Source organism: Chloracidobacterium sp. D (assembly GCF_018304685.1).
In the GTDB taxonomy this organism is placed as follows: domain Bacteria; phylum Acidobacteriota; class Blastocatellia; order Chloracidobacteriales; family Chloracidobacteriaceae; genus Chloracidobacterium; species Chloracidobacterium thermophilum.
The window spans coordinates 620,163-631,955 of record NZ_CP072635.1 but is presented as its reverse complement, the minus strand read 5'-3'; the positions used below and the strand labels follow the sequence as shown (position 1 = coordinate 631,955).

Below are 11,793 nucleotides of genomic sequence, written 5' to 3'. Positions count from 1 at the left end.
TTGCATATCTATGCTTGACAGGTGCATAAATATGCGTAATATCCGCCGTTCGTTCCGCAAGCCGGAAGCGTTTGCCAGCCAAAGCGACAGAAGAAGGGGGACCCGGCGGGCTGCAATGGACAAATCCGCGCGTCAGCAGGCGTTGCTGGAGATCATTTGCCAGGAGCGACTCAGCACCCAGGCGGAACTGTGTGCGGCGCTGGCTGCCCGGTACGGCATCACCTGTGACCAGGGCACCATCTCGCGCGACATCAAGGAACTGGGAATCGTGCGACTGACGGATGCCAGTGGCAGCTACTACGGGCGGCTGGCGGGCAGTCTGCCCAGCTCAAACGAGGCGTTTTTGTTGTCGCGGCTGGTGCGGCGCGTCGCGGACGCGGGAAATCTGGTTGTGGTGCACACCGACGCCGCCAATGCCCATCCGGTGGCCGAGGCGCTCGACCGGCTGGCGTTCCCGGAGGTTGTGGGCACGGTGGCCGGTGACAATACGGTGCTGGTCGTCGTCAAAACGGCAGGTAAGGCGCGGCGGGTGATGGAGCGGATTATGACGATTGCCGGTCTGGACAGCGGGCCGCACAATGGAAACAAGCGCGAGCGAAAAAAGGGAGGGAAATCCGCGAAATGAAAAAAATAGCCCTGGCCTACAGCGGCGGCCTCGATACGAGCGTCATTCTGGCGTGGCTGAAGGAAACCTACGGCGTGCCGGTGGTGGCGTTCGTGGCCGATGTCGGGCAGAACGAAGACCTGGCTGCAGTGCGGGAAAAGGCGCTGGCAACCGGGGCGGATGAGGTCGTTGTGGCGGATGTCAGGGAAGAGTTCGTGCGCGACTACGTGTTTCCGGCGCTGGCGGCGCATGCCGTGTATGAAGGCTCCTACCTGCTGGGGACGGCGCTGGCCCGGCCGGTCATTGCCAAAGCACTCGTCGCGGCGGCGCGGGCGACCGGCTGTGACGCGATTGCCCACGGAGCAACGGGCAAGGGCAACGATCAGGTACGCTTTGAGTTGACCGTCGCTGCCCTGGCGCCGGAGCTGGGCATCATTGCGCCCTGGCGCACCTGGTCGTTTGTGGGGCGGCGCGACCTGCTGGCCTATGCCGGACGGCATGGCATTCCGACGCCGGTCACAGCCGAAAAGCCCTACTCGACCGATGCCAACGCCATGCACATCAGCTATGAAGGCGGTGTACTGGAAGACCCTTGGCAGGCGCCGCCGGAGGGGATGTTTCAGTGGACGACCGATCCCGAAAAAGCTCCCGATGAGCCGGCTTTTGTTGAGATTGCCTTCGAGCGCGGACGGCCCGTGGCCATTGACGGCGAGGCGCTGTCACCCTTCCGGCTGCTGGAGCGCGCCAACGCGCTGGGAGCGCGTCATGGGATTGGGCGCGTGGACATCGTTGAAAACCGCTTCATCGGGCTGAAGTCACGCGGCGTCTATGAAACGCCGGGTGCGACGCTGCTGATGCAGGCACACCGGGCGGTGGAGTCGCTGACGCTCGACCGCGAAGTGGCCCATTTCAAGGAAACGCTGGGTCTGAAATTTGCCGAACTGGTCTACAACGGCTTCTGGTTTTCGCCTGAAATGGAGTTGTTGCGGGCGACCCTGACGCACACTCAACGGAACGTAACCGGAACGGCGCGTTTAAAGCTCTACAAGGGCGCGGCCTATGTTGTCGGTCGGAAGTCGCCGGTTGGTCTCTATAATGCCGAGGCGGTGAGTTTCGAGACGCGCCCGCAGGTTGCACCGGCCGACGCCGGAGGCTTCATCGCCATCCATTCCTTACGTTTGCGGCAGCAGGCTCGCCTGTCTTCCGAAGACAGTGCGGGCTGAGGGTTTACGAGCGCGATGCGTTGCTGAAACGCCGAGTTTACGCATCGCCCCCATCGTATCGCGCACCTTGTCGGGTGCGGCGAAGGTCTCTACTGGAAATGTTCTTGATGGAGGTGCCGCCGATGCCGTTGTTTCCGTTTGCTGTTTCTGCCCGGTCTGCTGTGGGAAAAGCCCGTCACCAGTCGCTTTTCTGGGAAGAAGTGCTGGCGACACTGGGATTTATGCTGGCCATAACGACGGCATTGGTTGTGGTGTTTGGAACGTTGCCGTCAGCGCGCATCAACCTGTTGACCCATGCTGCGTTTGCCCTGCTGACGGTGGCGCTCTTCGGGCTGGAGGTGACGACCTACCAGCACCTGTTTGCCAAACAATCTGTCCGGGATGAGTGAGGATAACCGCCGATGAGTGCTGACGTATCCAACGCCCAGGCGCTGCGGGCGGCTTTTACTGCGCCGATGCAGGAGGAGATCGCCCGCTTCGTCGCTTCGGTGGAGGAAGACCGGCATCTGCTCGATGCCGATCTGCGCGGCTCGCTCGCGCACGTCGCCATGCTTGAAGCCTGCGGCATTCTGACGGCCGAACAGGCAGCGCGCCTGCGCCAGGGACTGGAGCAGATTCGCGCCGAGGGCCTTGAACTCGATCCGGCCTACGAAGACGTGCACATGAACGTCGAGCGGCGGCTGGAAGAGCTGGTTGGCGAAGATGCCCGCCTGTTGCATACGGCGCGCAGCCGCAACGATCAGGTGGCGCTGGATTTGCGGCTTTACGTACGCGACTGCGAGAACCGGTTGCGGAAGGCGCTGGATGAGCTGACAACGGCGTTGGTGGACAAGGCGGAAGCCTATGCTGATGTCGTCCTGCCGGGCTACACGCATCTTCAGCGGGCGCAGCCGGTTTCGCTGGCGCACGTCCTGCTGGCTTACCATGCGGCACTGGGGCGCGACCGGGAGCGGCTGCGGCAACCGCTGATTTCACCGCTGGGCGCCGGGGCGCTGGCCGGTACGGCCATTCCCATTGATCCACACCGGACGGCACAGGAACTGGGCGCTGACGGTGTGTTCAGCAATGCGCTCGATGCGGTCACGGACCGGGATTTCGCGGTGGCGTTCGTGTTTGCCAGCGCGCTGCTGGCCGTCCATCTCTCGCAGCTTGCCGAGACGCTCATCCTGTGGTGTTCGCAGGAGTTCAACTTCATCCGCCTGCCGGATGAGCTGACGACTGGCTCCAGCCTGATGCCACAGAAGAAAAACCCGGATTGCCTGGAGCTGGTGCGCGGGCGGGCCGGGCAGTGCATTGGCGAGCTGGTCAACCTGTTGACCACGCTCAAGGGACTGCCAACCGGATACAACCGGGATTTGCAGGAAACGAAACCGCCGGTGATCCGGGTCAGTGCGACGGTACTGGCTTCGGTCAAGGTTTGTACGCTGGCCGTGCAGCACATGACGGTTCACCGCGAAGTCATGCGTCAGGCGGCGTCAGATGAAAAGCTGTACGCCACTGACCTGGTTGAACAACTGGTTTCCCACGGGGTTCCGTTTCGGACGGCCTACGCCAGGATTGGCAATTTGGTGCGGCGCGGAGTAGCCTTTTCACAAGTCGCAGCGGATGAATGGGCAACGCTCGGTCTGCGCGTCATGCCTGAAACCTTGACCCCGGAACAGTCCATTGCCGGACGCGCTTCCCACGGAGGCACGTCGCCAGGGCGAATTGCCGACCAGATTGCTGCGGCGCGCGCCACGCGCCGGGAGGACGTACCATGAAACGAGGTTCTTCAACGCTTCGGGCGCTTATTGGCGAAGGTGTCTCCATCCAGCCGCAATCCACGCCGCGACTGGGCGACGTGGTGGCTGTGGAGGTGCTTACCATCAACCAGAACTATCCAAACCTCGAACTGATTGATGGGGCGACGGTCCCGCTGACCGTCGGCGAACGCATCATCGGGGTGCTCGGCTCACGCCAGGCCTTACGTGGCTTCGTCGGCTGCGTCCCTGAAACCCTGGCGGAAGGCGACGAGCTTTCGATCCTCAATGTGGGTGGGGTCATCGGCAGGTTCCTTGATGCCACGACGGCGCTTGGGGAAGCCACGCGCGTGCGTTATCTCGGCACGCTGTGCGACGAGCGCGGCACGGTCAACCTGGAACGTGACGCCCTGCCGGCGGCGAGTCATCTGCTGCGGCGGCGTCCGATTGTGCTGGTGGTGGGAACGTGCATGAACGTCGGCAAAACGGTTACGGCGGCGGAACTCATCCGGGTGGCGACGGCGCATGGCTATCGCGTCGGGGCAGCCAAGCTGTCGGGCGTCGGAGCCATCCGGGACCTCAAAAAGTTCGAGGCCGCCGGTGCCGTGGATGTCAAGAGCTTCCTTGACTGCGGGCTGCCCTCGACAGTGGACGCCGCAGACCTCGCACCCATCGTCAAAACCGTTGCCAACGCACTCGATGGCGATCTGCTCATCTTTGAGTTGGGCGACGGCATCTTCGGGCACTATCGGGTGGATTCGGTCATTGCCGACGCGGACATCATGGCGTCGGTGGCCGCCGTCGTCGTCTGCGCCGGAGACCTGATGGGCGCCTATGGCGCGCGTCTCTATCTGGAGCCGCTCGGCGTGCGGATTGCCGCCTTCAGCGGGCTGGCGACGGAAAACATTTCCGGCTCCGATTACCTGGAAAAGCATCTTGGCATTCCGGCCGTCAACGGCCTGAAGTACCCTGAAAAACTCTTTGCCACGCTCGACTTGACTGGCAGCCTGCTGCGTATGGCGACGCCAGCCGCCTGTTACGAAACAGGCGTTGCTGTGGCCTGATAACGAATGGTTGCATCGTCATCCACATCGGCGGCGCGGCGGCGCGTCGCCGTCGTCGGCGCCTCCGGTTACATTGGCGGAGAACTGCTTCGCCTCCTGCTGGCGCACCCACAGGTTGAAGTTGTTGCCATCACCGGGCGGGAAGCGGCTGGCAAACCCTTGGACGCTGTTCATCCCAACCTGACGGGAACGGGTCTGGTGTTTGCTCCGCTAACCGAAACCGGGAGTGCGGAAGTCATCTTTCTGTCCCTGCCCAATGGCGAAGCCATGACGCACATTGACGCGCTTGCCGGAGAGGCGCGCATTGTGGATGCCTCGGCTGATTTCCGGCTGCGTGACCGGTCGGTGTATGCCGCAACCTACGGGCGTCCACATGCGGCAGCGGCGTGGCTTTCGCGCTTTGTGTATGGCCTGCCGGAGCTGTTCCGCGAAGACATCCGCCGGGCGCACTATGTGGCGGCACCGGGCTGTTTTGCCACGGCGGTCACGCTGGCTTTGTACCCACTCGTTGCTGCCGGTTGGCTGGAACAGGCTTTTGTCAACGGTGTCACTGGCTCTTCGGGAGCGGGGGCCAGCCCACGGGCCACGACGCACCATCCCTTCCGGGCGGATGCCCTGTTTGCCTACGAGCCGTTCACCCATCGGCACGTGCCCGAAATTGCCCAGGCCCTGCGGCTCAAAACCGGACAGGAAGTTGACTTTGTCTTCCAGCCGCACTCCGGCCCGTTTGTGCGGGGGATTCTCGTCACCGTCTATGCCCGGTTGCGCCAGAACCTTTCACCCGAAGGGCTGCACCGGCTCTACGCGGAACACTATGCCGACGCGCCTTTCATCCGCCTGCGTGAGACACCGCCCAACATCAAGTGGGTTGGTGGGACGAACTACTGTGACCTTGGGCTGGCCGTCCGTGGGCAAACGGCCATCGTCTGGGCGGCGCTGGACAATGTCATCAAAGGCGGCGGCGGGCAGGCGCTCCAGTGCTTCAACCTCATGCATGGTCTGCCTGAAACGCTCGGTCTGACCGCTTTTGCGTGCAATCCATGAGACACTTCATCAACACCGGGGACTATGACCGCGCCACACTCGAAACCATTTTGACGCATGCCATGACGCACCGTGGCGAGCGTTCAACAGCCCTGAGTGGGCGGACCGTCGCGCTGATGTTCTTTGACAGCTCACTTCGCACCCGCGCCAGTTTTGCCGTCGGTATTGCGCAACTGGGCGGGACTTCTGTCACCTTCGAGGTCGGGCGCGGAACCTGGAATCTGGAATACCAGGAAGGCGTCGTCATGGACGGCGACAAACCGGAGCACATTGCCGACGCCGCGCAGGTGCTTTCGCGCTACTTCGATGTGCTGGCCATCCGTTGTTTCCCGTCCCTGAAGCGGCCCGAAGAGGACGCGGCCGATCCGGTCATCGAGGCCTTCCGGCGGTATGCCACGGTTCCGGTCATCAACCTCGAATCGGCGCTGTACCATCCCTGCCAGGCCATGGCCGACATGCTGACCATCCGGGAGCGTTTCGGGCGGACGGAAGGCGTACGGGTCGCGCTGGCGTGGACGCCACATATCAAGGCGCTGCCCACGGCGGTGCCGAACTCGTTTGCGCTGGCGGCCACCCAGCTTGGCTGCCGGCTGACCATCGTGGCCCCGCCGGAGTTTCCGCTGCCAGACGTGGTCATGGAGCGTCTCGGTGATGTCGAGGTCGTGCATGACCAGTCGGTGCTGGCCCGGCAGGATGTGGTCTATGCCAAGTCCTGGGCGTCGCTGGTGAATTACGGCGCACCGCCGCCAGCACGCTATCGGGACTGGATACTGACACCGGAAAAACTCGGTTCAGCGCGGTTTCTGCACTGCCTGCCGCTGCGGCGCAACGTCGAGGTGACAGACGCGGTGCTGGCATCGGCACAAAACGATTGTTACGACGAAGCCGAAAACCGGCTGCACGTTCAGAAATCCATTTTGCAGTTTTGTTTGCATCTGATTTGACGGCCTATGGGATTTGACGCCAATGTGCTGCGGGAAGCCCTCCCGTACATCAATCGTTTCAAGGGAAAGACCTTCATCGTCAAGTTTGGCGGCAAGGTTGCCGCAGAGGAAGACACCCTCGATTCGTTTTGTGAAGAACTGGCGCTGTGCGCCCAGATTGGGATTCGCGTCGTGGCCGTACACGGCGGTGGGGTGCAGGCCAATGAATTGAGCCAGCAGCTTGGCATCAAGCCGAAGACCATCAACGGCCGGCGTATCACGGACGAGCGCGCGCTGGATGTGGTCAAGATGGTTTTTGGCGGCAAGGTCAACGTCGAAATCCTCGGCGCGCTGCGCCAGGCCGGCGTTCCCGCCGTCGGGTTGAGTGGGGTGGACGGCAACATCCTGACGGCACGCAAGCGCCCGCCGCAGGTGGTCGTCAATCTGGAAACCGGCAAGCCGCAGACGGTGGATTATGGTTACGTCGGCGAAATTCTGGATGTGGACACCCGGTTGCTTGACACGCTCATCGAGAAGGACTTTGTTCCGGTCATGGCGTCGCTGGCCGCCGACGAGGATGGTGACATCTACAATGTCAATGCCGATACCGTGGCGGCTGTCATTGCGGCGGAGATGCGGGCTGAAAAACTGGTTCTGGCGACCAACGTGGATGGTGTGCTGGATGAGCACGGGCAGCGCATCAGCCGCCTGACGCTGCGGCAAGCCGCCGCCATGATGGACGCCGGAAAGGTGGCCGGTGGCATGCTGCCGAAACTGGAAGCTGCGGCGCGCGCCCTGCGTGCCGGAGTCAACTCAGTGCACGTCATCAACGGCATGAAAGCCGGGGCGCTGCTCCGGGAGATTTTCACGGAAGAAGGGGATGGGACGATGATCACTGTCAACGGCGAGAATGAAGTGGCAAGCCGCCCGCCGTCTTTGTCCCGTCGGCAGGCATGACGTTGCTGGCCCTTTTGACGAAACAGACGCCGACACCCGTGACGATTCTGGCCGGGCCCTTTCGCGGGGCGCGGCTCATTCTCAATCCGGCCCACTCCAAGCGAAAAATCCTGGGCGCTTATGAGCATGTACTCAATCCGTGGCTGAAGGCGGCGTTGCGGCAGGTGGATGTGATCTGGGATGTCGGCGCCAACGATGGTTATTTCACCTACGGGTGTGCGGCAGCCATTCTCGGGCAGGGCCGTCACCCGCATATCGTGGCTTTTGAGCCGGGGATGGACGATACGCCGTCTCTGGCAGAACAACTCACCGGCCCTGCCCAACGGTGGGCTGCCGCCTATGCTGGCGCGACGTTTGAGTTCCTGCCGTTGTACGTCGGGGCCCGAAACGACGGCGTGACCATCACGCTGGATGCCGCTTTGGATGCCCGGCCGGCGCTGGCCGGACGGGCGGCATTGGTCAAGGTGGATGTCGAAGGCGCTGAAGTGGACGTGCTCGACGGCGCACGGCGGTTGTTGGCCGCGCCGGTGCAGTGGCTGGTGGAAGTCCATGGCGAGCACCTGCTGGAGCCGGTCCTGAGCCGGCTGCGGGCAGCGGGCCGGACGGTGGATGTTCACCCGTTGCGTCCCCATTGGCTGTTCGGCCCGGAGGCACGCACGATTCCCACCTGCTGGGTGACGACACGCCTCCCGTCGCCGACTTCCAGCGAGTGAACTCCGCCAAACGATGAAGGTTCTGCTTGCCCATCCCGGAACGCAGCATGCCTTCCAGCTTGCCCGGCAGTTGGCACGGCTGGGGATGCTGGAGGGGTTCTGGACAGGGTTGGCGTTGCGTGAAGAAGCGTGGTGGGTCCGGCAACTGACGCAGGTGGAAGCCATCCGGGAACGACTGGGCAACCGGCTGCTGTCGGGCGTGGGGCGGCGGCAGCTTCATCTGCGCCCGTGGCGTGAGCTGGCGGCGCTGTGGGCGCTCCGGCAGGGAGCGCCAGCGCTGGAGGTCTTTCTGCGCCGCAACCAGCATTTTCAGGAAAGCATCCCCACGGCGGCGCTGCGTGCGGTGGATGTGGTCATTGGTTTTGATACGTCCTCGTGGATACTGGCCGAGCGGTGTCGTGACCTGGGCCGGCGGTTCATCCTTGACCAGAGCATTGCCCATCCCCTGTGGAAAAAACGGGTTTTTGAAACCGTCGCCGCACGGTATCCCGACTGGCGCGAAAGCCTTGTGCCGCCGCTGCCGGCAATGCTGGCCCACGAAGCGCAGGAACATGTCTTGGCGGATGCCATTGTGGTGGCGAGCAGCTTTACCACCCGGTCGCTTGTCGCTCATGGGGTTCCCGTGGAGCGGATTGTCTGTAACCCGTATGGTGTTGACTTGGAGGCCTTCACGCCGCGTCCGCCGCCGGAGGCCGGCCGCCCCTTTCGCTTTCTGTTTCTTGGTTCGGTGACGGCCCGCAAGGGTGTTCCGCTGCTCCTGGAAGTCTGGGAAAAGCTGGCTCCACGGCACGCCGAATTGTGGCTGGTGGGGCCGGTTGCACCGGAGGTGCAGCCGCATATTCCCGATTTGCCGGGACTGAAGGTCATGGGCAAGCGTCCGCACCGCGACCTGCCGGACATCATCCGGTCGTGTGACGTGCTGGTGTTTCCAAGTTACTTCGAGGGCTTTGGGCTGGTTGTTTTGGAAGCCATGGCCTGCGGCGTCCCAGTGATTGCCTCAGATGCCACGGTTGGCCCCGACCTGATTGAAGACGGTGTGGATGGCTGGCTGATGACGGCCGGCGATGCCGCGCGGTTACAGGCGCTGATGGAAACGGCGCTGTCCCGACCGGCCGAAACCTTCGATATGGGACGACTGGCGCGCCAGCGCATCGCGGCGTACACTTGGGATGCTTACGGCATCCGCTGGAAAACACTGCTCGAAACCGCCCGCTGACCGGGCCTCTTGCTGGTGGACATACCCTATGGATACGCTTTTCCCGCTCATCGTCCTCATCCAGACGGCGCTTCTGGTTTTCGCTGGCGTGTGGTTCTTCCGGCGGAACGATGAAGTTCCGTTGATCATTGCCGGGCTGACGATGTTTTTCAGCTCGTACCGGTATTTTGCCGTGACCCAGGGGTGGGGGGAATGGATAGAGACGGTCTATACCTTTGGCTTACCGCCCATCACGGATGAGGATGCCCTGGAGGTCCTGCCGTTCATCGCCTTTGGGGAGTTCGTCCTGATGGCGACCTACTGCGTTCGGATGCGGCGGAAACTGCCGGTGGTGGCGGCGGAAGGTCTCCAGCGGCTGCCGCCACGTACGGTGTCATCCCTGCTTGCCCTGGGCATTGTATTTTTCCTCCTGAGCGAGTATGCCCGCAGTGCCGCCTTCAATCTGACGAGCAGCAGCTACGTCTATCTGTTTCCCCTCACTCTGATCGGGGTGGCAACCCTGCTGGTGGCGGCGTGGCGCTTTGGGGCGTTGTACACACCCTTTCAGAAGGGCGTCTGTCTGCTCATTGTAGCGGCTGCCGCTTACAACAACTTTGGGGCTTTCCTGCGGTTTCAGTTCGTCGGCCTGATCATCGGGATGGCCGTGACGCTTTCGGTGTTTTATGCCCCACGGAAACGGGCGGTCGCCCTGCTGCTGGGGACGATCATCGCCGTGCTGGCGTTTAGTCTGGGAGGGGGGCTCCGGCAGGCTGACAACGTCAACGACAAGGCGGCGGCTTTCCAGCGTTTTGACTCGTCGTGGGACCGGCTGGTCGCAGGGGAAGACGCCAACATGCTGGATGGATTTGCCATCGTCTGTTTCGTCTATCCCGAACTGATGGATTTCACGCTGGGCATGGAGCACCTCGAAGTGCTGACCCGTCCGATTCCACGGGAACTCTGGCCCGACAAGCCGGTGGGCGGATATGTCAACAAGCTTGGTCTGCGCGATGCATCGCAGGGGATACTGGGGATTTCCCAGTCCATCTACGGTTCGTTCTACGGTGAAGGGGGCGTCATCGGGATTGCTGTCTTTGCGGTGCTCTACGGTTTGGGTCTGGCTGCCATAACGGAATGGATGACCACACTGCACCCGTTCGTGTACAGCGTGCTGCGTGGATTGTTTGTGGCGTGGATGATCCCGCTCCTGCGGGGCGGTGACCTGCCGGGCATCTATGCCTGGCTGGGGATGTCTTCCCTGACGGTGTTGATGTTTGCCTGGTCGAACCGCCGGCTGCTGAAACAGGTGAACCAACCGGCCCCCTGGCCCGGGCCACGGCCGATTCCCATCCGGGCCTGAAGCCGGACAACGCGCACCATGGCAACGATTCTGGTCACGGGCGGCAATGGCTTCATCGGCTCCCATCTGGTTGACCGCCTGGCCGGGCAGGCTTCGGTCATTGTCTTTGACCGCCGGGAGCGCCGCTATGACCCCCCGCCGCCGGGGGTGCGGGTTGTGACGGGAAGCCTCTCCGACCGCGACCTCGTGCGCAATGTCCTGACGGAGTTTGGCGTTGAGACGGTGTATCATCTCGCCTGGAGTTCGATTCACGAGACGGCGACCCGGCATCCGGTTGCCGACATCGAGGCAAATCTCCTGCCCACGGTGCAGCTTCTCGATGCCTGTCGGGAAGCCGGTGTACGGCGGGTGGTGTACGTCTCCTCCGGTGGCACAGTGTATGGAACGCCCTGCGCCGGAACCATTGCGGAAGACCATCCCACACAGCCCATCAATGCCTATGGGGTGACGAAGCTGACCGTTGAGAAATATCTTGGGGCCTACCACCACCTTTACGGTCTGGAATATGTCATCTTCCGTCCTTCGGTGCCCTATGGGCCGCGTCAGAACCCACTCGGTCGGCAGGGAGCCGTGACCGTCTTTCTGTATCGCGCCCTGCGGGGAGAACCGGTTGTCATCTTTGGTGATGGGCAAACCAGCCGCGACTTCTTTTTCGTCACGGATATGCTGGAACCGCTGGTGCAGGCCGGAAGCGGTACGGCCGGGGTCAATCGGGTGTTCAATCTGGGCGGCGGACACGCCTACAGCCTGAATGAACTCGTGGCCACGATTGAATCAGTCATCGGACGGTCGGTGACCGTCCGCTACGAGCCGGCACGCCGCATTGATGCGCCTTTCGTCTGCCTTGACTGTAAAGCCGCCCGGCGCACGTTTGGCTGGCATCCAGTGACCTCACTGGAAGCGGGCATTGCACGGACGGCTGCCTGGATGCAGGCGGCAAAGCTGTTGTCCTGAAGAGCTGGGAAACCGGG

At 62.7% G+C, this 11,793-nt stretch carries 12 protein-coding genes; all 12 read left to right on the top strand.

Going from position 1 to position 11,793, the window contains the following annotated elements:
- The first annotated feature begins 115 nt into the window (after nucleotides 1–115).
- The 12 genes from J8C01_RS13800 (at nucleotide 116) to J8C01_RS13745 (ending at nucleotide 11,776) form a co-directional block, all read left to right on the top strand.
- On the top strand, nucleotides 116–625 hold the full coding sequence (locus J8C01_RS13800; protein ID WP_014100953.1) for an arginine repressor: 510 nt from the start codon (nucleotides 116–118) through the stop codon (nucleotides 623–625).
- Nucleotides 622–1,827, top strand: coding sequence for an argininosuccinate synthase (locus tag J8C01_RS13795; RefSeq protein WP_211432805.1), 1,206 nt, complete (start codon nucleotides 622–624; stop codon nucleotides 1,825–1,827). Before J8C01_RS13800 ends, J8C01_RS13795 begins: the two co-directional genes overlap by 4 nt.
- 122 nt (nucleotides 1,828–1,949) lie before the next feature.
- Nucleotides 1,950–2,216, top strand: a complete 267-nt coding sequence (locus J8C01_RS13790; RefSeq protein ID WP_148264093.1) for a hypothetical protein — start codon at nucleotides 1,950–1,952, stop codon at nucleotides 2,214–2,216.
- Between the two features lie 12 nt (nucleotides 2,217–2,228).
- Nucleotides 2,229–3,587: an argininosuccinate lyase gene (argH, locus tag J8C01_RS13785; RefSeq protein WP_211432804.1), complete on the top strand. Its 1,359-nt coding sequence runs from the start codon at nucleotides 2,229–2,231 to the stop codon at nucleotides 3,585–3,587.
- A complete protein-coding gene (locus tag J8C01_RS13780) occupies nucleotides 3,584–4,630 on the top strand; it encodes a hypothetical protein (protein ID WP_211432803.1) in 1,047 nt (348 codons plus the stop codon). The genes argH and J8C01_RS13780 overlap by 4 nt, the downstream gene beginning before the upstream one ends.
- Nucleotides 4,631–4,636: 6 nt before the next feature.
- Nucleotides 4,637–5,674 carry an N-acetyl-gamma-glutamyl-phosphate reductase gene (argC, locus tag J8C01_RS13775; protein WP_211432802.1) on the top strand — a complete coding sequence of 346 codons (1,038 nt, stop codon included), beginning with the start codon at nucleotides 4,637–4,639 and terminating at the stop codon, nucleotides 5,672–5,674.
- Entirely contained in the window at nucleotides 5,671–6,618 is a 948-nt protein-coding gene (locus tag J8C01_RS13770; protein ID WP_211432801.1) for an N-acetylornithine carbamoyltransferase, read from the top strand. Before argC ends, J8C01_RS13770 begins: the two co-directional genes overlap by 4 nt.
- 6 nt (nucleotides 6,619–6,624) lie before the next feature.
- The gene (gene argB, locus J8C01_RS13765; RefSeq protein ID WP_211432800.1) at nucleotides 6,625–7,554 is read left to right on the top strand and encodes an acetylglutamate kinase; all 930 of its coding nucleotides are present in this window, start codon (nucleotides 6,625–6,627) and stop codon (nucleotides 7,552–7,554) included.
- Entirely contained in the window at nucleotides 7,551–8,267 is a 717-nt protein-coding gene (locus J8C01_RS13760; protein WP_211432799.1) for an FkbM family methyltransferase, read from the top strand. The genes argB and J8C01_RS13760 overlap by 4 nt, the downstream gene beginning before the upstream one ends.
- Before the next feature lie 13 nt (nucleotides 8,268–8,280).
- Entirely contained in the window at nucleotides 8,281–9,483 is a 1,203-nt protein-coding gene (locus J8C01_RS13755) for a glycosyltransferase family 4 protein (protein WP_211432798.1), read from the top strand.
- Between the two features lie 28 nt (nucleotides 9,484–9,511).
- Complete coding sequence (locus tag J8C01_RS13750) at nucleotides 9,512–10,822, top strand: hypothetical protein (protein WP_211432797.1); 1,311 nt, start codon at nucleotides 9,512–9,514, stop codon at nucleotides 10,820–10,822.
- A gap of 18 nt (nucleotides 10,823–10,840) precedes the next feature.
- Nucleotides 10,841–11,776 (top strand): NAD-dependent epimerase/dehydratase family protein, encoded by a 936-nt coding sequence (locus J8C01_RS13745; RefSeq protein ID WP_014100964.1) that lies wholly within the window; start codon nucleotides 10,841–10,843, stop codon nucleotides 11,774–11,776.
- The last annotated feature ends 17 nt before the right edge of the window (nucleotides 11,777–11,793 follow it).

Bases quoted from the DNA above. Each gene is read 5' to 3' on its own strand.
- J8C01_RS13780 (WP_211432803.1), top strand. From the start codon at position 3,584: ATGAAACGAGGTTCTTCAACGCTTCGGGCGCTTATTGGCGAAGGTGTC.
- J8C01_RS13745 (WP_014100964.1), top strand. From the start codon at position 10,841: ATGGCAACGATTCTGGTCACGGGCGGCAATGGCTTCATCGGCTCCCAT.
- J8C01_RS13750 (WP_211432797.1), top strand. From the start codon at position 9,512: ATGGATACGCTTTTCCCGCTCATCGTCCTCATCCAGACGGCGCTTCTG.
- J8C01_RS13795 (WP_211432805.1), top strand. From the start codon at position 622: ATGAAAAAAATAGCCCTGGCCTACAGCGGCGGCCTCGATACGAGCGTC.
- argC (WP_211432802.1), top strand. From the start codon at position 4,637: ATGGTTGCATCGTCATCCACATCGGCGGCGCGGCGGCGCGTCGCCGTC.
- argH (WP_211432804.1), top strand. From the start codon at position 2,229: ATGAGTGCTGACGTATCCAACGCCCAGGCGCTGCGGGCGGCTTTTACT.
- J8C01_RS13760 (WP_211432799.1), top strand. From the start codon at position 7,551: ATGACGTTGCTGGCCCTTTTGACGAAACAGACGCCGACACCCGTGACG.
- J8C01_RS13770 (WP_211432801.1), top strand. From the start codon at position 5,671: ATGAGACACTTCATCAACACCGGGGACTATGACCGCGCCACACTCGAA.
- J8C01_RS13755 (WP_211432798.1), top strand. From the start codon at position 8,281: ATGAAGGTTCTGCTTGCCCATCCCGGAACGCAGCATGCCTTCCAGCTT.
- argB (WP_211432800.1), top strand. From the start codon at position 6,625: ATGGGATTTGACGCCAATGTGCTGCGGGAAGCCCTCCCGTACATCAAT.
- J8C01_RS13790 (WP_148264093.1), top strand. From the start codon at position 1,950: ATGCCGTTGTTTCCGTTTGCTGTTTCTGCCCGGTCTGCTGTGGGAAAA.
- J8C01_RS13800 (WP_014100953.1), top strand. From the start codon at position 116: ATGGACAAATCCGCGCGTCAGCAGGCGTTGCTGGAGATCATTTGCCAG.